This is a genomic window from Acetivibrio sp. MSJd-27, assembly GCF_018918095.1.
Lineage (GTDB): Bacteria > Bacillota > Clostridia > UMGS1840 > HGM11507 > HGM11507.
The window spans coordinates 24,023-47,097 of the sequence record NZ_JAHLPV010000016.1 but is presented as its reverse complement, the minus strand read 5'-3'; the positions used below and the strand labels follow the sequence as shown (position 1 = coordinate 47,097).

Annotated in this window: 19 protein-coding genes; 3 read left to right on the top strand and 16 right to left on the bottom strand. The window is 41.3% G+C overall.

Annotated elements, in window-relative coordinates; all coding sequences use genetic code 11:
- Positions 1 to 70: 70 nt before the first annotated feature.
- The 14 genes from KQI32_RS07255 to spoIIP form a co-directional block, all read right to left on the bottom strand.
- A complete protein-coding gene (locus KQI32_RS07255) occupies positions 71 to 640 on the bottom strand; it encodes an MBL fold metallo-hydrolase (protein WP_308167046.1) in 570 nt (189 codons plus the stop codon).
- Between the two features lie 12 nt (positions 641 to 652).
- On the bottom strand, positions 653 to 784 hold the full coding sequence (locus KQI32_RS13640; RefSeq protein WP_374197063.1) for a stalk domain-containing protein: 132 nt from the start codon (positions 782 to 784) through the stop codon (positions 653 to 655).
- Between the two features lie 32 nt (positions 785 to 816).
- Positions 817 to 2,409, bottom strand: a complete 1,593-nt coding sequence (locus KQI32_RS07245) for an SUMF1/EgtB/PvdO family nonheme iron enzyme (protein WP_216424500.1) — start codon at positions 2,407 to 2,409, stop codon at positions 817 to 819.
- Between the two features lie 323 nt (positions 2,410 to 2,732).
- Positions 2,733 to 3,521, bottom strand: a complete 789-nt coding sequence (locus KQI32_RS07240; RefSeq protein WP_216424496.1) for an alpha/beta hydrolase family protein — start codon at positions 3,519 to 3,521, stop codon at positions 2,733 to 2,735.
- 98 nt (positions 3,522 to 3,619) lie between these two features.
- Positions 3,620 to 4,528: a S8 family peptidase gene (locus tag KQI32_RS07235; protein ID WP_177690948.1), complete on the bottom strand. Its 909-nt coding sequence runs from the start codon at positions 4,526 to 4,528 to the stop codon at positions 3,620 to 3,622.
- Positions 4,529 to 4,590: 62 nt separating this feature from the next.
- The gene (locus KQI32_RS07230; protein WP_216424494.1) at positions 4,591 to 6,978 is read right to left on the bottom strand and encodes a cation-translocating P-type ATPase; all 2,388 of its coding nucleotides are present in this window, start codon (positions 6,976 to 6,978) and stop codon (positions 4,591 to 4,593) included.
- Positions 6,979 to 7,093: 115 nt separating this feature from the next.
- On the bottom strand, positions 7,094 to 8,098 hold the full coding sequence (gene holA / locus KQI32_RS07225) for a DNA polymerase III subunit delta (protein ID WP_177690941.1): 1,005 nt from the start codon (positions 8,096 to 8,098) through the stop codon (positions 7,094 to 7,096).
- A 9-nt stretch (positions 8,099 to 8,107) separates the two neighbouring features.
- Positions 8,108 to 10,177: a ComEC/Rec2 family competence protein gene (locus tag KQI32_RS07220; RefSeq protein ID WP_216424492.1), complete on the bottom strand. Its 2,070-nt coding sequence runs from the start codon at positions 10,175 to 10,177 to the stop codon at positions 8,108 to 8,110.
- A gap of 161 nt (positions 10,178 to 10,338) precedes the next feature.
- On the bottom strand, positions 10,339 to 11,217 hold the full coding sequence (locus tag KQI32_RS07215; RefSeq protein ID WP_216424491.1) for a C40 family peptidase: 879 nt from the start codon (positions 11,215 to 11,217) through the stop codon (positions 10,339 to 10,341).
- Between the two features lie 136 nt (positions 11,218 to 11,353).
- On the bottom strand, positions 11,354 to 11,851 hold the full coding sequence (locus KQI32_RS07210) for a DivIVA domain-containing protein (protein ID WP_216424490.1): 498 nt from the start codon (positions 11,849 to 11,851) through the stop codon (positions 11,354 to 11,356).
- Positions 11,852 to 11,873: 22 nt separating this feature from the next.
- Positions 11,874 to 12,941 (bottom strand): branched-chain amino acid aminotransferase, encoded by a 1,068-nt coding sequence (locus KQI32_RS07205; RefSeq protein WP_177690933.1) that lies wholly within the window; start codon positions 12,939 to 12,941, stop codon positions 11,874 to 11,876.
- Between the two features lie 407 nt (positions 12,942 to 13,348).
- Positions 13,349 to 14,242: a YitT family protein gene (locus KQI32_RS07200; RefSeq protein ID WP_216424489.1), complete on the bottom strand. Its 894-nt coding sequence runs from the start codon at positions 14,240 to 14,242 to the stop codon at positions 13,349 to 13,351.
- Between the two features lie 74 nt (positions 14,243 to 14,316).
- Positions 14,317 to 15,540: a tyrosine--tRNA ligase gene (gene tyrS / locus KQI32_RS07195; RefSeq protein ID WP_216424514.1), complete on the bottom strand. Its 1,224-nt coding sequence runs from the start codon at positions 15,538 to 15,540 to the stop codon at positions 14,317 to 14,319.
- A gap of 315 nt (positions 15,541 to 15,855) precedes the next feature.
- The gene (gene spoIIP / locus KQI32_RS07190; RefSeq protein WP_216424488.1) at positions 15,856 to 17,043 is read right to left on the bottom strand and encodes a stage II sporulation protein P; all 1,188 of its coding nucleotides are present in this window, start codon (positions 17,041 to 17,043) and stop codon (positions 15,856 to 15,858) included.
- A 409-nt stretch (positions 17,044 to 17,452) separates the two neighbouring features.
- Here spoIIP and KQI32_RS07185 point away from each other — a divergent pair, with 409 nt between their 5' ends.
- Both KQI32_RS07185 and KQI32_RS07180 read left to right on the top strand, forming a co-directional pair.
- Positions 17,453 to 18,328 carry a cation diffusion facilitator family transporter gene (locus KQI32_RS07185; protein ID WP_177690927.1) on the top strand — a complete coding sequence of 292 codons (876 nt, stop codon included), beginning with the start codon at positions 17,453 to 17,455 and terminating at the stop codon, positions 18,326 to 18,328.
- A 405-nt stretch (positions 18,329 to 18,733) separates the two neighbouring features.
- Positions 18,734 to 19,474 carry an N-acetylmuramoyl-L-alanine amidase gene (locus tag KQI32_RS07180; protein WP_177690925.1) on the top strand — a complete coding sequence of 247 codons (741 nt, stop codon included), beginning with the start codon at positions 18,734 to 18,736 and terminating at the stop codon, positions 19,472 to 19,474.
- A 73-nt stretch (positions 19,475 to 19,547) separates the two neighbouring features.
- Here KQI32_RS07180 and KQI32_RS07175 read toward each other — a convergent pair whose 3' ends face one another.
- Together KQI32_RS07175 and KQI32_RS07170 are read right to left on the bottom strand one after the other, a co-directional pair.
- Entirely contained in the window at positions 19,548 to 20,699 is a 1,152-nt protein-coding gene (locus KQI32_RS07175) for a D-alanyl-D-alanine carboxypeptidase family protein (protein ID WP_216424486.1), read from the bottom strand.
- A gap of 66 nt (positions 20,700 to 20,765) precedes the next feature.
- Complete coding sequence (locus KQI32_RS07170; RefSeq protein WP_216424484.1) at positions 20,766 to 21,599, bottom strand: AraC family transcriptional regulator; 834 nt, start codon at positions 21,597 to 21,599, stop codon at positions 20,766 to 20,768.
- 129 nt (positions 21,600 to 21,728) lie between these two features.
- On the opposite strand from KQI32_RS07170, the gene KQI32_RS07165 reads away from it, so the two are divergent.
- Positions 21,729 to 23,018 (top strand): Gfo/Idh/MocA family protein, encoded by a 1,290-nt coding sequence (locus KQI32_RS07165; protein WP_216424482.1) that lies wholly within the window; start codon positions 21,729 to 21,731, stop codon positions 23,016 to 23,018.
- Positions 23,019 to 23,075 lie beyond the last annotated feature (57 nt).

The window sequence follows — 23,075 nt, the reverse complement described above, 5'->3', positions numbered from 1 at the left end:
TTGACTACATTTTATTGAATATTTGAACATAACACAAATATTTTCAATATGGCTATGGTTAAAGACCATTTTATACAATCTCAATTTTCTCTCCGGAGTCAACAATCAGCCGATTGGGTGCAGAAAATTGTTCCGCAATTTCTCTATCATAGGTTTTTAGCGTTCTGCCTGTCATGTGATAGGGGATATTGTGTTTCGCACCAACCATTTGGGCACAAAGAGCGGCTTCGTCCAATCCCATATTAAATACGCCGTCACAGCAATAAAACGCATAATCAATCTGCATTTGTGCCATTTCTGACATTTGCCGTGTTGTTGAGGTGTCTCCCGAAACATAGACCGACTTACCGTTAGAAAAAGTTAGTACATACCCAACACACTCTTTTACATCGTGCATATCATTATATCCCGCTTCCACAGCTTCTACTTGAACATAGCCCAAATCAAACATTTGATGCTCCCCGTCCTGTATTGCTTCGCTCTGTGTTATAATGACACAATCGCTGTTTCGGTTTTCTATTTTTTCCAAAGCATTATGGTCGGAATGCCCGTGTGTTACCAAAATTAAATCAGCGGGGAGGTTGTAGCCCTCCCCAGCATAGGGGTCAATATAGATAACCTTTTCTTCGGCAGTTACAATACGAATACTTCCTTATCCTTGATATAAAAGTGTTGCGGAATTTTTCATTGTTTGACCATTATAGCCTATTGTTACAATCCTGTTCTGCTCGTCCCAAGTTACATCAAATCCAAAACTTTCTGCTACAAACCGAATGGGGAACAATGTTCTGTCGTTTATAAGAATCGGCGCTGTATCTAAATTTTTTCTTCTCCATTCAAATATGCGATGGTGCTGTCTATTACAAGACGTATTTCAATCCCATTCATCATAAGTACAGCCGTTTGTAAGTCCTGATTCCATTCTACCGTTCCGCCCATTGCTTCCACTATGGCTCTAATCGGAACAAGCGTCCTGTCGTTCATCAAAAGCGGAACAGTACCGTTATCATCAATATTTTTTTCCTCACCGTTTACAGTCAGCATGGGATTGTCTATCTGCAATACAATGGCGGTTTGCCAATCGGCTGTATTAGTTTCCTGGCCACAGGTTGCCACAACGCTGTTTTCCGAAGATACATTATCTGCAATTTCAATGTAAGCGATTGGCTGAACAATATATTGGTGTGTACTGCCCGTTACCAAATCACGCATTGTAACAGATGTTTCTTTTGTCGTTTCAAGCATTTGCACAAGTCCTGTTTCTTCAAAATACTCAAAAAGCTGATATTCTATTGCGCCGTCAACCGGCTGCCACGATAATGTAATACTGTCCGGTGCTGTAGATGTTGCTGATACAACAGGAGAAGCAAGAGTTGCAAGCTCTACTTTTTGTTCAGGCTCGATTCCGTTTAATACTTGAATTACGCGGAAGCCCACATCTTCATAGCCCCTCGAATCGTCTCGGCCTTCCTCACGGCACTCGGTACGGCAATCTGTTCTGGAGGATTTCCAAGAACCGCCCTTGACGCCCAACGTGGTTATCCCATTAGAATTGTCTCTCACGGTTGATGTCCATTCCCAAACATTTCCCCAAAAATCAATCGCGCCATGTGCGCCTCTGGTAACGTCAGCATACTGTTCAACCGGCGTTCTGCCGTCATTGACACCGCAGTTAAAATCAGCGTCTTTCGGCATATGTCCTGCCGCCAGTTCCCATTCGCTTTCATTGGGCAAACGATAGGTATCCACACCGTCCTGTTCGGTCAGCCAATCGCAATAGTTTTCCGCGTCCTCATAGGAAACCAAATTTACAGGATAATTGTCCTCTCCTGCGGGATAAGTCCCGTCCGACCAGTTGGACGGAGCTTGTGCACCTGTTGCCGTGACAAACTCTGCATATTCCGCGTTTGTAACAGATGTGCGTTTGACATAAATGCTTTCCCCTGCGCCCATAACAGGGATATACTCATACTGCGCCGCATTGGAAATTTTCCATTTCAAAAGCCGTGTATCGGTGAAACGGAGCATACTGCTGTTGATACGACTCCAGTAGGTTATATACATCTCCTGAACAATTTCTTCCATCTCAGCAACAATTGCATCACCGCCGGGTTTCCCTGCCGTTTCCGTTTTCAATTCGGCAAGTTTAGCTTCTTTCCGTTCAAGCACAGCATTGTAATTGTCTATGACATTATTCCGAAGGTTCAGATAATTTTCCACAGTGGGATTTTTTTGATACAGGGAAATCAACTGTTTCGATTCCTCACTGAGTTCCGGTTGTTCCGTTTCGATAAAGTCGCTGTTTTCATACATATTGGATGCGCCGATCTTCATAGCAGCAGCCGGAAGCAGAATTAATACCATGAGTGCCGTCAAAAGAAAACTCATCATTTTTCGCGATAATTTCATAATGGTTCCCCCTCGTATTTTTAATTCAAGCCGCTTGTATTGTATAATACGAAACAGTGGTTAAAAATTTGGGGGGCGTTTTTGAAAAAATAAAACAAATATCTTTTTCAAATAATATTACATTTTTACCGCAGTCAAACGAGCAGGAAAAAGCAAATAACAAAAATCCAAAAACAAACAATTGAGTTTTAACTTTATCAGCGATTTTTCATACAAGACAACTAATATCCCCAATAAAAAAGGAATTCCGCAAGACTTTAATCCTGCGGAATCTTCCTTTCCTATAAACTTCCGCCTATTGCCCGGCGTTTTTTCTCACTATTTTACAGCGGCAGCCATTCTAATACACGCTGGATTGCTGCATCCCAATACTCCCAGCTATGCCCTTTCCCCTCTGCCTCCTCAAAGGTGAAGTCAAACGGCAATGCCTCAAAATGTTCCTTTAACCGCAGATTATCCTGATACATATAGTCCATTGTACCGCAGCACATGAGCACTTTCGGAAGCGGTGCGCCGTCTTTCCCTTTCTTTTCTGCAAGTTGGAAAAGATCTTCTTCCGCAGGAATATCCATCTCTTCGCCAAAAACGGGAGTCAATACGTTTGAAAAATCAATCTCTCCCTCCCCCTTTGGCTGACTTCTCTGCACAATATCAGCCACACTGGAAATTCCAGCCGCTGCACTGAAAGAATCACTCTCTTTCAAACCAATTTTCAAAGCGCCGTATCCTCCCATAGAAATTCCGGCAACAAAAGAATCTTCTCTTCTCCCGGATATTTGGAAAAATTCCCGTGCAACAGCCGGAACTTCTTTTGCAATATATGTATAGAAGTCACTTCCATATTTCATATTGGTATAAAAGCTTTTGCCTCCGCAGGGCATGATAACCGCAATGCCATATTCAGAAGCATACCGCTCAATGGATGTTCTTCTCAGCCAGATACTCTGATCATCCGAAAGTCCGTGCAAAAGCAACAAGCTTTTGAATTTTCCGTCATGACAAACATTCTTGATGCCAATCTGCCCGTTGGTACCCTTTTGAGGAATCGCAACATACATGGAACTGCACATTCCTAAGCTCTCCGCAAAAAAATCACATTTTATTAAAGCCATTTTTTATTTCCCCTTTTTTCATTTGTGTTTTTTATTATAACAAGATAAATATACTTTTGCAAGGCAAAAGTCACCATAAAGTGGAAAAAACAACTGTTTTAATATACCCTATCTTTCCCAAACACTCGCCCAAAAGAGAATAAACCGTATCCATAATTTTGATCCCTTTGGTATTCTCCCAAATCTTCGGAATACATCTGCAGAAGCAGGCGGATTTGCTCCGGATACAGCAGTTTCCCATAGCGAAGCATGGCCTTTCCTTGAAACAGCGCGGCAGAACCGGAAATGAGCGGGGTTGCCATTGAGGTTCCGCTAAGCAGAGCATACTTATTATTGGGATAAGTAGAATAGACATCCTTTCCAGCAGCACAGACATCAATTTCGTCTCCAACCGATGAAAAGGAAGTCGTACGTTTCATCATGTCTACCGCAGCAACCGTTATTGTTGTAGGAAATTTGGCAGGATATCCAATGCCCATTTCCCCTTGATTTCCTGCCGCCGCCACCATGACGATATTTTTCATATAAATCTCCTGCATAACGTCTCGGTATTTATCCGTGTATTCATTGGAGGAAAAGGACATATTTATAATATGTACTTCTTTTTCCGCCAGCCAATACAGCGCGTTGATAATCTTTTCTTCCGAAGAACCACCGTCCCGGTCAAACGCCTTTGCGACATACAGTTCTGCTTTCGGCGCTACACCGACAATCCCGTTTCCCGTATTACTGGCACAAATGCTTCCACAAACATGGGTGCCATGACCGTTTTCATCTTCTACATTTTTAATATCTTTTCCCGTAAAGTTTCTGTAATCCCGGATTCTGTCTCTCAGATCAAGATGATTTTTATCGATTCCAGTATCAATGACACCGATTTTTATCCCCTCTCCCATTGTCTCTTTCCACTCCAGGGGAGCTCCAACCATCCTGATTCCATAGGGAACTACCTGTCCCCGCATTCCGGCATTGGTTTCCTTTACGATAAAGCTGTCAAGTCGTACCAAAGGAAAAACCTCCCTACATCCCATGATACAATATCATATGAGTAAAGAGGTTATTTTGTTATTCAATTTGTTCCGATATTCCGCATTCCTCTGAATTTTCTTTTTAAATATTGAATGAATTGCCGAGCTTTTTCAAACAAAATAGTGATGTAACGGAAGATAGGCTCTGTTACAATAGCAAATACAACCAGCAGCATTCCGCCTTCTAAAGATAAGGGATAAATGCTGAACAGATCACTCAAAAAGAAGCTGGAAAAAATCAGCCCTGCCATCATTGCAAGCCAAATTGTCCACCGAAGCGCATTCATCGGTTTGCTGATTTGGAACAGAATCATCAGGCCGACAACAGCCAGAAGCACAGTTGAACAGGTAGAAATCACAAGGGAATCCACTTCAAATACTTTCCCGAATACAACCATGGCGCCAATAGCAATAAAATTGGTAAGTCCCGCAGGGAAAGCCGCAAACAAAACATTATGCAGAAAATTGCCTTTGATGATACTGTGATTGGGTTCCAGTGCGAGGAAAAAAGCCGGCACACCAATGGTAAACATGCTGACCAGTGAAATTTGTGATGGCATCAACGGATAATCCACTAAAAATATCATAGAAAATAATGCCATCAAAAAAGAAAAAATATTTTTCACCAGAAACAAGCAGGAGGATCTCTGGATATTGTTGACTACTCTTCGTCCTTCCGCTACCACAGAAGGCATACAGGAAAAATCAGAATCCAGTAAAACCAATTGTGCCGCGTGGGTAGCTGCGTCACTGCCGGAAGCCATTGCAATACTGCAATCCGCCCTTTTCAATGCCAAGACATCATTGACGCCATCGCCGGTCATTGCAACCGTTTTTCCCATTTTCTGCAAAGATAAAACAAACTGTTTTTTTTGCTCCGGTGTGACGCGTCCGAAAACAGTATATTTTAATATCGCTTCATCAATCATTTCTTCACTGGTCAATTTAGATGCATCAATATAATGTTCCGCATGCGGGATTTCCGCCTGTTTTGCCACCTCCGATACCGTCATGGGATTATCGCCGGATATGACTTTTACTTCAACCCCCTGCTGCGCAAAGTAGTGAAACGTTTCCGCCGCCTCTTTGCGGACGGGATTGGAAAGAAGGATCAGCCCTAATGCCTCTGCATGCTCCGTGAGCGGTCCGCCGTCAATCACACCGTGATAAAGAGCAAAGATCAGCACACGATATCCTTGTTCCGAATATTCCTCGATAACCTCACGGTATTCCTCATACTGGCTCTGGAGCACGAATTCCGGAGCTCCCAATACGTATGCGCCTTCTTCAAAAGAAGCACTGCTGTATTTATAAGCGGAAGAAAAGGATGTGACAGACAACGCTTTGCGCTCTGAATTTTCCTTAAAGTATTCCTGCATGGCTTCCATGGTAATATTGTCCCTGTCCATATTCCGGACAAAATCCCCCACTGTTCGTTTCAGTGATTCCTTCTCCCTGCCGTCAAGCGGGATCAGATCATTTACCTGCATTGTATTTTCCGTTATGGTTCCGGTTTTATCAGCACACAGCACATCCACTCTAGCCAACGTTTCAATACAGGACATATTGTGAACCAGCACTCTTTTTTGTGCCAGACGGATCACACTGACTGCAAGAGCGACACTTGCCAGCAGATATAAACCCTCTGGTATCATTCCAAGTAAGGCGGCAACCATGGATACCACACTTCCCCGTATCGTCTCTCCCATCAGAAAATGATGCTCCAGAAACATAATCAACCCGATAGGAATGATGACAAAGCCCACCATTTTTATCAATTTCGTGAGAGAACGCATCATCTCTGACTGTTCTCTTGTTTTCTCTGCCTTAGCCTCCAGCGTAAGCCGTGAGATATAGGAATCTTTTCCCACTTTCTCCAACCGGGCATAACAGCTTCCCGAAACAATAAAACTGCCTGACATCAGCGAGTCTCCTGTTTTTTTGGAAATTTCATCCGCCTCACCGGTCAAAAGAGATTCATTAACCTGTACCTCCCCCTCCAAAACCACAGCATCTGCGCAAATTTGATTTCCTGCCTCCCAATGTACAACATCATCCAAAACCAAATCTTCCGACTGGATGGTATGTAAAGCCCCCTCACGCAGGACCTGTGCCTTTGGGGCATTAAGTACAGTCAGCTTGTCCAGTACTTTCTTTGAACGGATCTCCTGAACAATTCCAATCAATGTGTTCGCAATGATCACGGGAAGGAAAGTCAGATCACGGAAAGATCCTACTAATATCAGAAGAACTGCCAGCACTGCAAATATCAGGTTGAAATAAGTAAAGACGTTCTCCGCTACAATCTGCCTTGTGCTTCTGGAGGATGGCACCACAGCAATGTTTCTTTGACCCCGATCATTCCGTTCTTTCACTTCCCGGGCATTTAATCCTCTTAGACCGTCAGGTTCATCCTTTTGTCTCATCATGTCAAATACCTCCTATGGTAACTCCCAAAAACCCTCTTCCAAAATTATAGCAGTAATTCCCTTTCTTTTCAACTATCCGCAGAAAAAAAGGTTTATAGCCAGTTTGACTATAAACCTAAAAAGAGGCAATCAACTTTTCAACAGCAAGGTATCCGTCCAGCCCGCTGCTCTTTGTCTGAATATCCAGCTTTGAAATTTCCTTGATGAATGATTTTAACGAATCGGCGGAAAGATTCGCTCCCTGTTTGATATACTTATTGACAACGAAAGGGGGAACCTTACCATCCAGATATTTCATCTTCTCTGATGTTGCGTAAACATCGGAATTGATTTTCATGTTATATATTCCAATCATATGCCTTGCGATCAGTGACAGCAGGGTTGCTGCCGGATACTGAAATTTGAACAGCTTCAGCTCACTTAGTATTTGATAGGCAAGCGTTTTGTTTTTTGAGACCATAGCATCCGACAATTCAAAAATTCTGGTTTCAATCGATTTTTTGACCATCTTATCAATATCTTCTCTTGTGATAATCTGCGCGTCCCCGACATAGTTGCACAGCTTCTCCACCTCACGCAGAATCGCATTGATGGAAGTATCACAAAGGTAAATCAGATATTCAATATCCTCTTTTTTGATCTTCTTTCCATACTTGCCTACTTCCCGATTGACAAAAGTGATCATATCATTTTCTGAAAGATAAGGGAATTCTACAATCACTCCTTTTTTTTCAATCTGCTTGAGCAATGCTTTTTGCCTTTTATCAATGGTATCTTCCTTAATAATAATCACGGCATAGGGTGGGATGTCTGCGAGGATATCCATAACAGTATCCTTGATCTCCTGTTTTAACCCGGATTTCACAATCCCCAGCCCGTTTAAGTAAATCAGTTTTCTATCACACATCATAGGGACTGAGTCGATTAATTCCGTCAATTCTTCCTTTGTAATGTTCTCCTTGATCGGATGAAAGTTCATTTCCATCATATCATTCTGAAGGACGATTTCTTTGATCCGTTCCACGTATACTTCTTTTACATAATCCTCATTCCCGTAAAAGAGGTAAACTGGATCGACTACTCCGCTTTTCAATCTTTTATCCAATTCCTTTGAAAACATGTCTGACCCCTACTTTACCACAAAATTTTTTTCTGGAAATAGCTTTATTTTTATTCTATCATAAAAACCTATGTTATAGCAATCGGAAATTTTATTTTTCTCTTTTAAGTTGTATATGATTTTATCCGCATTCCATTCGGCTACAGAACCATAAATTTTATGATAGACCGTTGAGATATAGCGGTTTATCATAACGATATCGTAATAATCTGTTTTCAACTGCGCATATCGTTTTTCGTTCATTTTGGAAGAGGCCAGAAGATGATTCCCGAAATAGTCAATGACAGCCGTTGTGACCAGGCCATCTTTCTCTTGGCAAAACAGCGTTATTTTGATATTCTCCATCTCAACGGTTGTATCTTCGTTAAAATAATGAATCCTATTTTCATTGTCCGTTATTTCCCTGACCGCTTCCGGCATAAAAGCAACGCCGACATGGATGGTATCGTCTATTTCTCCAAGCATTTTTGCCTGTTCCTTTCCCCCTGCAATATAACAGTCTATTTTTCCGCCGGCATGTCGATTGACAGCTTCTATAAAAGCTTGTCTGTGATACTCTTTTCTTTCGAAGTCAGACGACAAATCCAATAAAATTGTTTTGTTCTGTTTGGTTCGGAAAAGATAAGCCGTATTATCTGAAATATTAAGGCATATCAGATCCGTTCCGTTTCCGACAAGATTTATTGGAGAGAAAAAGAAGGTGGTAAATAAGAAGCAAAATCCAAGGATGACAATAAACTTTCCCCGCCATTTTACTTTACAGAAAAGAAAAAGCAGGAGAAAATAAAAAATAATAATTCCCTTATCCACCTCATAAACCGGAATGGCGGCGCAGGGAATTCTGCATATCAGCTTCAGTCCCCCTGTAATCACATCAAGGAATATCCGCAGCGGATAGGCAACGGCAGAGCCAAGAACAGGGAAAAAATAGGCTGTTATCCAAAAGAAAAGGCCATATCCCATCAAAAAAGGCAGTATCAAACACACCAAAAGGTTTCCCAGCAAAAATACAATGGAGAACTGGTTAAAATAAAATACCAAAAATGGAAATGTCAGAATCTGTGCAGCAAGGGAAGCGGAGATAATTCCATTGAGTGGTTTGAAGCTGACTTTCCATTTGTTCAGCCTCTCTGAAATCTTTTCACTGAACAAAAGAATTCCCAAAACAGCTCCATAAGAAAGGAGAAAGCTAACGCTTAAAATCATATTGGGATTTCCTATCACGGAAAGAAAAGCCGAAAGAATAACAACCGCAATCTTATCATCATGATTCATAAGAAAAAGATCACAGAGAAAGGTCAGAATCAGCATGACAGATACACGGATGATCGAGGGAGTCATCCCCATAAAGAAGGCAAAAAATATGGTTGCTCCAATCATCAGAATCGAACGCTTTCTCAAGGATAGCCGCAAACGCAGCAAAAAGCCGGATATCATCATCATCCATATGCCAAAATGGAGTCCGGAGACAACGACAACATGAGAAACACCGGACACCGACATGATTTCTCGGAAGGAATCGGTCTGCTCCGATTTATCCCCTAAAAGGATGCCGGCAATCAGCTGATAACTGTCCTCTTCAAAATATGTTTTCAGAATTTTGAGCAAATGATTTCTGCAATCGGAAAATAGGCGTAAAGGATGATAGGGATGTGCTCTTTTCAAAAGCAACGCTTGTTCTGCATCGATTGTGATATTTCCGAAGATATTGCTGCTGTTCAAATATTCGCCATAAGAATTTTCAGAGGTATAATAGTATGTAAAGTCATTCACCTTTACAGTATCCAAATAGGTCATATCATGCGCTTTTCCCCGGATATACATTAAAATCTTAAATGGTTTCCCGCTCACTTTGCAAATCAATCTGGTGTTTCCGCCGGAGGTTGTTTCCGGTTGAGAAACGATCTTCAGTGTTGCGGATTTCTCATGCGAAGCAAAGGATTCGACCGCACTGTTCATTACAGAATGATAGGTAAGATAATAGGTTCCTCCCACAAGAAACAATAAAGTAACCGCCAGAATTCTCCGGCTGGAGAGATGCTGAAAAAGGGTAACAATCAGGAGCAATATTGCAAACAAGATACCCTGCCATAAATTAAAATATCCAAACGCAGCCACTCCGGATATAAAGGCGAAAAGATAATAAACACGCTTCATAGCAATACCCAATCCATTTGTTTACATTTTTAAAAAAGATAGAAGAAAAGGCGCTCCAAAAAGCGCCCTTTTCCACTATGTAATTAATAAATGACTCTTCTTCCGGAATGATAATATCTGCTGTAGTAACCACTGTTTAATGAGTCAACCTTTACCACATCACCAGGTCTGGTAGAATGAATAAACGTTCCGTTTCCACAGTAGATGCCGACATGATCCACACCGCTGCCCTGCTTAAACAGAACCAAATCGCCAGCCTGCAAATTTGCTTTATTGACATAACTTCCGTTGTTTACCTGATCATAGGTTGTTCTACCTAAATTGATACCAAAATTAGAGAATACGTACTTGGTAAATCCGGAACAGTCAAAGCCTGCAGGCGACATTCCACCATAACGATAAGGAGTGCCTAAAAATCTTTTGGCAAATGCAATAACCTGATCCCCTTTTGCCGATCCGCTGGAGGCTTGTCCAATTGTTATGTAAGAATTGGACACATAACCATTTTGACCGTCAACACTAATCCGGGACCAACCGTTTCCAAGATCCTCAACCACAGAAACACCTTGTCCATTTCCCAAAACCCTTAAAACACTGCTGTTCGTAGAAGGTCCGCTTCTCATATTCAAGGCGCTTGCCGTGACATAACCATCCTGTGCAGTTCTGTTTACGCTGCCGCGGTCGGTTTCACCGTCACTCCTAACACTTAAATATGCCAGAGAAACATATCCCTGCCGGTCATTGTGAACAATTTCCACCCAATTGTTTCCACCGTTTCCAATGATCCGGACCACTTCGCCCCTTCTCAGTTGACCAATTATTTCGTAGTTCGTACCGGGTCCAGCTCTAAAATTCAGTACATCTGTAGTGACCATACCATAATCGACAGCATATGCTGCGGTTACCATTAAAACAAGAAAAAGAGCCACCAACAGCAGTACTTTTCTTAAGACTTTCACCATCTCACCACCATTTTAAATTTTTCAACAGTTGTCATTATACATCAAAATGACCAATTTGTCAAATTTAAATGGGGGTAAACTTTATTCACAACTGCCAAAACGTGCTTTATAAATAGGGTTACAGCAGATAATTTTTTTATAATTCGACAATTTTTCCGAGGGTATCGTCAAACTTTTCGAGGGTTCTTGTGATGTTCTCTCTCATCACAAGAATCTCTCTTTTTTGTGCCTCCAATTCCATTTGCTGCCTCTTGAACTTTCGATCCATTTCCGCTTGGTATTCCGCCACTTTTTTTTCCGCTTCGCTGATTATCTGATTTGCTTTTCCCCTAGCCTCGCTTACCATTTTTTCAGCGTCCTGCTGCGCGGAATGCATAATCTCGTTTGCACTATTCTCCGCCTTCAGGAAAGCTTCGGCAATCCGTTCTTTTTCCTGAGCAGCCTTGTCAACCTTGAACTGCAATGCTTTTATCTGATCCAAATACTGTTCGTTCTGTTTTTTGAGCTTTTCAATCTCCTCGATTTTATAGGAAATTTTCTCTTCAATTTCCTTCGAAACAGATTGCAGATAAGCTTGTACTTCAGACGGTTTCAGACCAAATAAGGTTTTTTTCAAATTCAAGCTGGTGCTCATCTTATCCCTCCCTTTTTCTTTTTTATTCTACTAATGTTGTCCAGTGGAACGTATCTTCGATCTTACCGGATTGAATCCCTGTGATCGTATCATAGATTTTTTTGGACAGAGGGCCGATTTTTCCTTCATTGATAGGAATCACCGTTCCGTCCATATATAATTCTCCAATCGGAGAAATAACAGCTGCAGTACCTGTGCCAAAAGCTTCTTTTAGCGTACCGTTTTTGTTTGCGTCAATAATTTCCTGAATGGTTATTCTGCGCTCTGTCACTTTTAAGCCAAGAGACTTTAACAATTCTATGGTGGACATTCTGGTGATACCGGCAAGTATGCTTCCTTCCAAGGAAGGCGTCAGAACTTCGTCACCAATCACAAAAAATACGTTCATCGTGCCGACTTCTTCAATATATTTTTTCTCCACACCATCGAGCCAGAGAACCTGCGTATAGCCTTTTTCTTTTGCCTCTACCTGTGCTTTCAGGGAAGCCGCATAGTTTCCGGGTGTCTTTGCAAAGCCTATTCCCCCTTTTACCGCCCTTACATAGAAAGGCTCCACATAGATTTTAACCGGATTGATTCCCTCTTTATAATATGCTCCGACCGGTGAGAGAATTACAATGAATTGATATGTATTGGCAGGCCTTACCCCCAAATGAGGATCGGTTGCAATGATGAAAGGTCTGATATATAAAGAAGTTCCCGGTTCTGTCGGAATCCAGTCTTTTTCCACTTTGATCAATTCTTTGATGCACTCTACACAGTAATCTACATCAATTTGCGGGATACAAAGCCTATCATTTGAAATATTCACCCGTTCCATATTTTTTCTGGGGCGGAACAATAAGACTCTTCCATCTTCCGTATGGTACGCTTTCATTCCCTCGAAAATTGCCTGACCATAGTGAAGAACCATAGCCGCAGGATCAATGGAAAGCGGTGCATAAGGGACGATTCTGGGATCATGCCAGCCTTTCCCTTCCGTATAGTCCATGATAAACATGTGATCCGTAAAGTAATCGCCAAAACCCAGATGTTTCTGATCCGGTTTCACTTTCGGATTTTTGGTCAATACCTTTTTGATGTTTTCCATTTTGAAAACTCCTCTCAATATATCATTTATTTATAACAAGATTGAAACGCTTTTTGCCTGCAAAAAGGCGCCATGCAAGCATTTCAGCCTCGCAAAGCGGCAAATATGAATCCGCCGTTTGCCTCAAAAGTCGTACTCGACAACTTATAGAAAGGAAGAGGCAGATTTTGCGAAGTTATAATAATCTTTTTTTATTATGCAACATTTTTCAAGAAAAATCAATAATTACGGGTAAATAACTCTGATTTTGTGCATTTTTTTGTCAGTTTTCCTGCTAAAAAGAAAAGGGGGGGCCTATGAATATCATTGCATTTTTTCATTTACCGCCCTTCTTGGAAAGCTAAGAGCTTTTTTTGGCATGAGAAACAAAAAAAGATTCCATTCACAACGGAACAGAATCCCTCTCCTTATTTCTTTTTCTTAGCTGGCTCTGCAATTTGAAGCTTCTGGAATCCCTCGCCACTGATTTCCCCCGCTTCTCCCACAATAATAAAAGCATCCGGATCGATTTCATGAATCACCGCGTAGGTTCTGTAAATTTCCTGCCGCCATACTGCACAGAGTAAAACAAAGCCCTCCTGTTCACTGTAGCATCCCACTGATTTTAAAGCGGTAACACCGCGCCCGATTTCGGACATAATCCTCTGGGAAATTTCTTTATTTTTCGGTGAAATAATAAACATCATTCTGCCATTTCCGTCATCCACTCCATAGAGAATCGCATCTATTACCTTAGATGTCAAAAATATAACAATGATGGCATACAGCGGACTTTCAAAGTTTCGATAAACCAATGCGGAAAGAAGCACAATAACAAAATCGATAATCAGGATAAGCTTTCCGAGAGAAAGATGCGGTAAATGCCGTTTCAGCAAACTTGCGGCCAAATCTGTTCCCCCTGTGGTTGCACCCCGGATAAAAAACATCGACAATCCCACTCCGGCCAACACACCCCCGTAAATAGCTGTAAGGATTTTATCTCCATGATAAACAGGAAGAATCCCTGCAGTAAAATCAATAATAAAGGAGGACAGAATGATAGCTCCCACTGTTTTTGCAATAAACCGAAAGCCAACGGCAAAGAATCCCCAAAGCAAGATCGGAACGTTCAGCAGGAAAATCATAAGACCAATGGGAGCTTGGGTCAAATAATTTATCATGGTTGCAATACCCGTCATACCTCCCGGCGCAATATTATTAGGTGCAGTAAACGTATTGACGGAAACTGCAAAAATAAAACTGCCAGCGGTAAGCAGGAGCGTATCGATTAAAATACTTTTGACTTTCTTTTGTACATTCATAAAAAATCTCCTTTCGGCTGTATCAGCAAAAAGGAGACTTTTTCACTTAAAGCATCAAAATATTGTTCCAATGCTTAATCAATTATCATTTTTACGAATGATTTTTTTCCCTTTTTAATCAGGATACTGCCGTCTTTAAACTCACTTGGTTGAATTACTGCTTTCAAGTCGGTAATCTTTTTCTCATTTACCGAAGCGCCTCCCTGCTGAACCACTCTTCGCGCTTCACTCTTGGAAGGCGTCAATTTCGACAAAACAAGCAAATCAACGATTCCAATGCCATCCTTGATATCATCTTTTGTGACATGCACAGAAGGTACTTCCGCCGCCGCTCCCTTTGCAAACAGAGCGAGTGCTGCATTCTGTGCTTTTTTCGCTTCCTCTTCGCCGTGTACCATTTTTGTCACTTCAAAAGCCAGACGTTTTTTTGCTTCATTAATCGCGCTGCCTTCCAGTTTTTCATAAGCCGCAATCTCATCCAGCGGCATAAAAGTGATTAACTTCATACAATTGATAACATCCTTGTCATCCACATTCCGGAAATACTGATAAAATTCATAGGGAGATGTTTTTTCCGGATCAAGCCACAAGGCTCCCTTCTGTGTTTTCCCCATTTTCTTGCCTTCGGAAGTGGTCAGCAGTGTAAAGGTCATCCCATATGCCTGAGCAGATTCACAGCGGCGAACCAGTTCAATTCCTCCCAGAATATTGGACCACTGGTCATCTCCTCCTAATTCCAGCTTGCAGCCATACTCACGGTATAATTTCAAAAAGTCATAACTCTGCATAAGCATGTAATTAAATTCAATGAAAGACAGCCCTTTTTCCAATCTGGTTTTAAAGCATTCTGCAGTCAGCATGCGGTTGACGGAAAAATGGACTCCAATCTCTCTCAAAAATTCGATATAGTTTAAATCCATCAGCCAATCTGCATTGTTAACCATCAGGGCTTTTCCGTCAGAAAAGTCCACCAATTTAGAAAGCTGTGATTTAAAGCAGTCTGCATTGTGCTGAATCGTTTCCGGCGTCATCATCTGACGCATATCCGTCCTTCCGGAAGGATCACCCACCATGGCAGTCCCGCCTCCGATAATGGCAATGGGGCGGTGACCAGCTCTCTGCATATGAGCCATAACGACCATCTGCAAAAAATGTCCTATGTGAAGGCTGTCTGCCGTCGGGTCAAAACCTATATAAAAAGTTACCTTTTCTTTTTCCAAAAGTTCTCTGATCTCATCCTCATGGGTCATCTGGGCGATCAGCCCTCTCGCCTTCAGTTCATCGAAAACACTCATTATTTATCCTCCTCAAATTGATTCGCTTTTACTATTCTAACATCTTCAACCAATGTTTTCAAGTATTTTGCACGATCCAGATGAAAAGGGTTCAAAGGAAGACTTCGTATTCTCTGAAAAGGGGAAGTGTTTACCGGCACCTGTAAGATATGGAAAACATCTTTTTGTTATCTGCTTATTTCAAAAAATAGTGTACAATGTGTTTTCTGAAAGAAAAGCTTTTTTATAACATAGGAAATTGCGCGGAATCGTGCGCAATTGCATGTTTCAAAAAACAGCGTGCGGAGCGCGGCTGCGTTTTTCGAACCGAAAAACTTTTTATTTTACCCCATTAAGCACCTTGCTGATAGCCTCCGCCGTGTATGCCCCCGACTTTACAGCCTCCTCAAGTGTATTTCCATGGGTTCCCACTTCAATAATAAGTGACCCCAAAGTCGCATGCATATTAAACCGTTCCTGCCTTAAATCAATTGGCCTGGTTAACCCTGGATAAGATTGATTGATGGATTCCTGACATTTCATTGCAAATTTTAGATTCTCCTGCCAATGATCATTTGGAAGTCCCATCTGATTTGTCCCCACAACAATCATTACCTGCGCTACTTTTTCACCGTTTATATTGGCCACGACTTTAAACTTTTCATCATTCTTATTTGTCATTGCATCCCTGTGAATATCCAGCACAACTTGAATGGACGGATGCTCTTTTAATGTGGCCTCAATCGTATTAAGCGCTTTGCGGTATGAATTATTATACTGGGGAATGTCGTGCATAATCTGGGAGTGAATCACATTGATGCCATTTTCTTTAAACACCTTTTCCATCTCATCCCCTACTCTTATCATATTATTGGAGATATCCTCACTTCTGGTATCGGGATTGTAACTTTCCGTACCATGGGTATGTACAATGAGAACTTGAGGTTCACCATTTTTCGGTTTTGTGAGTTTCAGCGGTTCGCTAAACAATTTATTGTAATCAATATTATAAGTTGTATTATTTTTGATTGTAATTCCCTTTTTGGACAGTTCATCTGTATTTTTTATGGAGGCGATTGTTGTTTCCACTGCTGGTCCAGGTTCTTTTTTATTTGGAACATCAACCTCACGCTTTTCATTTTTTTTCGGAGGTTCAAAGTAAAAGTTTCCTTCATTCACATATTGGTGTGCTGCAGCAAGCGCTGGCTTGATACCGCTTACTGCAAATATTTCACTTGCAAGCAGGCTTGCAGGTTTTTCAACTCTTTTATTTATTAGAATATTAAGCCAGCGAAAAGGGGTATCCTCTGCGTTTTCCCCCTCCGCCGAATTTTTTACTGCAAATAATGGTGATATTTCTTCATATTTATCTTTTTCCAAAGTAGCTTTCTTCACGGATGTCCAAGTCAAATCCGCAAACGGCTTTGACATCATCATCCAAAGAAGGCCGATGATGACAGCGGCGATCAATCCCGCTTTTGCGGTTTTTCTGGCATTGATGACAACATATGCTTTCGTTCTTCTCAATTGAATCCCCTTCTCTTCGTAAATCAGATTGTACACAAAACAACCCAAGAATTGCGTGTTTTGCAGAAAATTAAATTGCACTTCTGTACGAACCCGTAACATGCACATATAACATAATCCATTCTATGAAAAGGAAGAGTGCTTTATACCTATTTTGTCCGGCAATCTCTTTTTTATCCCGCTCTTTAAACAAAAAAAGTTTATTATTCGTGGTAAATTTCGCAGTCAAGCATTTATTTTCTTTAAATATTTCATTTAACTGAGCAAAAAGATACACAAATCCAGATAATTTTCTATATTATAACAAGACGAAATTGTTTTTGTGCAGCAAAAGATGCCTTAAAAGCGTTCACCCCTGCAAAAGGCGAGACTTTCAGCAGGGTTATAAAAAGTGTGCAGGAGGGAGTTTATGAAAAAAAATTTGGCAATTCATGTATCCGTTATCAGCATTGTCGTTAATATGATTTTATCCATTTTAAAGCTTGCAGCCGGAATTATTAGTCGCTCAGGCGCTATGATTTCAGACGCTGTTCACACCATTTCAGATGTATTCACCACTTTTATCGTCATGGCTGGAATTCACATGTCAAATAAGCCTTCCGATCAAAAACATCCTTATGGCCATGAACGCTTTGAGTGTGTCGCTTCCATTCTTCTTTCAGCGGCATTGTTTGCGGTGGGAGCAGGAATCGGATATGAGGCCTTTCGCAAAATCATACAAGGAATGGCAGGACAATTGCACAGTCCTGGATTACCCGCCCTAATCGCAGCAATTATTTCAATAGCCGTAAAAGAATGGATGTATTGGTATACAAGGGATGCCGCTTTAAAAATACGCTCCGGTGCATTGATGGCAGACGCCTGGCATCACCGTTCCGACGCTCTTTCATCTATTGGCAGTTTTATCGGAATATTCGGTGCCAGAATAGGTTTTCCTGTTCTGGATCCCATTGCTTCCGCAGTGATCTGCCTGTTAATTATTAAAGCTGCCGGCCGCATTTTTAAAGATTCAATTGACAAAATGGTCGATCGGGCATGCGATGAGGCAATCTGCAAAAAAATTTCTGAAACGGCATTGAATCAAGACGGTGTTGATGATGTGGATGAAATTAAAACAAGACTGTTTGGAGCCAGAATTTATGTGGACATTGAAATAAGTGCTGACGATCAATTGTCACTGGAACAAGCGCACAATATTGCAGAAAATGTTCATACTGCGGTTGAAAGAAATTTTGAAGCAGTCAAGCATTGTATGGTCCATGTCAATCCAAAACAAAGAACATGAACTCTTTCTTTTTCATATGATATAATAACCTCACAAACTTCTAAGGCATTGAAAATGTCAAGAAGTTTGGAGAACGATTGAATCATGCCACTTCGCCACAATGCGGCTTGTGACTATGATATAATAGCCTTACAGAACTTTAAGGTATTAAAAATGCAGCACTTCAGCAGAAGGTTGCACTTACGCTGAAAAAGGAAGCGGTACTTGCCGCATGCAAAGACGTAAGACAGCAAAGCGAGGTTGAAGCGATTGTATCGTGCCTTTTGCGCACAATGTGCAGAAAAAACGTTTCATCTTGTTATAATTTAATGTTTTTCGGAACACAGAAACCCCTGATTTCGTTTTGTTCCATGAGGTTATCATGAAAAGTCTTATTTTTATGATATTAAGAAAAGGAGTGAAATCATGCCAAGAATATACTTAAGTCCATCTACTCAGGAAAATAATTTATATGTCAACGGAGGGACAGAAGAATACTATATGAATCTTCTGGCGGACGCATTAGTTCCCTATCTGCAGTCCAGCGGAATACAATATACTCGCAACACGCCCCAAATGACAGCAGCTTCCTCTATCCGCCAGGCCAATGAAGGAAACTATGATTTTTATCTCGCACTGCATTCCAACGCGGCTCCAGAAGGCCGTTACGGCAGTAAGCGGGGTACCGATGTTTATTACTATCCCGGCAGCACCAGAGGACAGCGCGCAGCTTCTATTTTTGTGCGTAATTTGAAAACAATTTATCCGATTCCAGGTTTGGTACGCGCGGTTTCAACCACTTCTATCGGGGAAGTTTCCAAAACAAGAGCCCCGGCCAACTTAATTGAACTCGCCTATCACGACAATGAGAATGACGCCAACTGGATTAAAAATAATATCCCTGCAATTGCTAGAAATCTTGCTTTATCACTAACAGAATATTTTGGAATTCCTTTGGTTACGCCGCAGCCAAAGCAAAATGGAATGGTTGCCATCACAAGCGGATATCTCAATATTCGCAGCAAACCGAATATCTATTCCCCTGTGATTGGCAGAGCTTACAATAACAATCCTATCACTATTTTAGGAAAATATCAGGATTGGTATGTTGTAGATTATAATGGAGTCGTAGGATATGCCAGCAGCCGTTTTATCAAGATAGTTTAATATTCTTTGTGAATTTCAGCAAGGGGCTTCGCTCTGTCATTTTGCTTTATGACAGAATGAAGCCCCTGATGCATCAAACCATACAAAACCAGGTTTCAACCATACGGTTTAAAATATCGAAATAAGTCTTTTTCGGCACCTCATTTGCTGCAATCAAATCAATACAACCGAGTTCCTCTTCCCCTTTTAAAAACTTCATCTGGCCGATCACCTGCCCCTTTTCAACGGGAGCTAGTATAGAATCCGGTATTTCGATATTCTTTTTTATTTCACTTTTATTTGTCTTTTCGTCCAAAGCGGAAAATCCGCTGCCGGTTACCAACTTTAAAATATCTGACTTTCCGTTTTCAACTTTGATCTCTCCGACCTCTACTTCTTTTTCAATTCCCTGCTTTATTTCGTAATTTGCGAACCCGAAATCCAACAGTTTTTTTGCGTCATTGAACCGGTCATTGGAAGTGGGAGCTGCCAAAACAACAGCGATCAGCTCCATCTCATTTTTTTTTGCTGTAGCGGACAAACAATGCTTCGCATTTGTAGTATATCCCGTCTTTAAACCGGTCGCTCCATCATAAAACCGAATCAGCTTGTTGGTGTTGGAAAGGACAAAAGATCCATCGCGAAGACTATCCTGCCAAATTGTGGTGTACTTCTTTACATCCGGATGTTTCAATAGTTCTTTGGACATTAGAGCCACATCGTAGGCACAGGAATAATGGTTTTCCACATCCAAACCATTTGTATTAATAAAATTAGTGTTCTCCATCCCCAATTCCTTTGCACGTTTATTCATATTTGCAACAAACGTCTCCATACTTCCGGCAAGATGTTCCGCCATAGCCGCACAAGCATCATTTGCGCTGGATACCAGAATTGCCTTGAGCATATTCTCCACACTCATCTTTTCTCCGGCCTCCAGATAGATTTGGGAACCTCCCATTTTTGATGCATATTCACTGGCCGTTACCATATCGTCATATTTTAAGGAACCATTATCGATTGCTTCCATAATCAAAAGTACCGTCATAATTTTTGTAACGCTGGCAATCGGCCGTTCCACATGGCATTCCTTCTCATAAAGAAGCTTTCCTGTAGAAGCTTCCATCAGTACTGCACTTGGCGCCGTTACCTCCAATACCGGTGACTGATTCGCCAAGCCCAGAGAGGGAGTCAGCATGCAGAATACAATTGTCAAAAAAAGAATCTTTTTTCCAAAACAGCCCATATCATATACCTCCAGTTTTTCATCGATGGTAATATGTATGCCTGTTTGGAAGATTTTATTACCCTTTCATCGCCGCATATATTCAGAAGGCTTTGTTCCAGTGAACTGCTTAAAAACGGTGCTGAAGTAACTCTGGGTAGAAAAGGCCAGGATATCACTAACCTCAGTCACATTTTTCCCATTCTGCAAAAGCGACACCGCTTCGGAAATTTTTCTCTGATTGATATATTTCATTACCCCCTGCCCGCCGTATTTTGCAAACGTTTTTTTTACTGTGCTAATACTCATATTGCAAAGCTCCGCAACTTTATTCAGAGAAAGCGGCTCAAAAAGATGCTCTTCAATCTGCTGCACAATCAAACTGTAATTCCGAGCGCTTTGTGTATGATTTTTGGTATCTAAAACAGAATTTTTTTTCAAAATGATCAAAAATAACCGTTCCAGATCATTTGCCACCAGCTGAAAATCAACCCACTCAATACCCTCTTTTCTTTCCAGCCCCCCTTTTTCGGAAGGCTCAAATGCCTTGTTAATATGAGAGATAAGAGAATGCAGCAGTGTCTCTGTTTCATAGTTCAGCTGAAAAACTCTGTTTTCCAAATCGAATGCTCCTTGTCCGCTCATTTTGAAAGACATGATAAACACCTCCGGCTCGGTCCCCGACTCCGCCCATAATCTGTGAAATTCCATTGGTTTGTGAAAAATAATCTGTGCTTTTGAGAGTTTGTAAACCACATCATCTGCTGCGGCTCCAACTTCTCCCTGTTTCACATAGACAAATTCCCAAAAATCATGCATTTCCCCTGCAAAATAAAAATCTTTATCACATTTTTTCTCAAAAGCAGTATAGAGCGCCTCAATGCTCAGCAAATGATCCAGTGTATTCCATCCGTCCTGCATTCTCTCCTCCATATATCCGATTTTGAATGTTTTTTCCCTTTTTCCTTATTTAAATTCAAAATAAGTTATCATATAATATCACTATAGCAAATCATATAAAAATATGCAATAGAAAAGAGGAGAAAAATTTTGAAGGGAAAAATTAAAATCGGCGTCATTGGTTTTGGAAATCGCGGAACCTCCCTGTTAAAGGATGTTATGCTTCCCATGGATGATGTGGAAATCCGCGCGGTATGTGACAGCTATGAGGACAGGATGGAGGAAGCGCGCAAATTATCTGAAGAAGCTGGAAATCCAAATGTCTTTGCTTCCACCGACTATAGAGAAGTTCTCAAAATAGAGGAAATTGACGCCATTGTGATTACCTGTGCCTGGGAATCTCATATCGACATCGCCTGCGAGGCTATGCTAGCGGGAAAATATGTTGGGATAGAAGTAGGCGGTGCATATGATATCGAGCAGTGCTGGAGATTGGTCAGAACCTCGGAAAAAACCGGAATGCCCTGTATGATGCTTGAAAATTGCTGTTATGGCAAAACGGAGCTTATGATACTTAATATGGTGAAAAAAGGTCTGTTCGGTGAGATTGTCCACTGTGCCGGAGGATATCATCACGATTTGAGAGATGAAATCGCCACAGGGATTGAAAAACGACATTATCGTTTAAGAAATTATCTGAACCGAAACTGTGATAATTATAATACACATGAACTGGGTCCCATCGCAAAACTTCTCAATATCAATCGCGGCAACCGAATGCTGTCATTAACCTCAGTTTCTTCAAAGTCAGCCGGAATGGCACAATATGTGAATGACAATATGGATCGTCTGTCACTTCCGTATTATTATAAAGAGGGGGATCCGAAACATTTAAATTCTTCCTTAAAAAACGCTGTTTTCCATCAGGGTGATATTGTCACCACCACTGTAAAATGTGCCGGTGGTCAAACCATCGTAATGACTCTGGACACAACTCTCCCCCGCGCATACTGCCGCGGTTTTACTGTCTGCGGAACCAAAGGAAGATATGAGGAACAAACCGACTCCATTTTCATCGATGGACAGCATAATAAATATGATGAAAATTGGAAGGAACAATGGGGCAACGCCGATACATACCATACTCAATATGATCATCCCATCTGGCAGGAAGCCAAGAAAAACGAAATCAAGGGCGGTCACGGCGGTATGGATTGGATGGTATTCCGTGCTTTCTTTGAGAGTGTGAAAGCACAGACAAACACTCCCATTGACGTTTATGACACGGCATCTTGGATGTGTATTTCCGTTCTTTCCGAACAATCGGTGTTATTAAACGGCGCACCGGTTCCCATTCCGGATTTCACTTGCGGAAGATGGATGAACCGCGAGCCCTACATAAGAGGAAAGTATTGTCTGGAAGAGATTATCGAAGAGTAAAATCTATTTAATTTGGTATGAAAACACACCCCTCAGAGTCTTGGGGTGTGTTTTTGA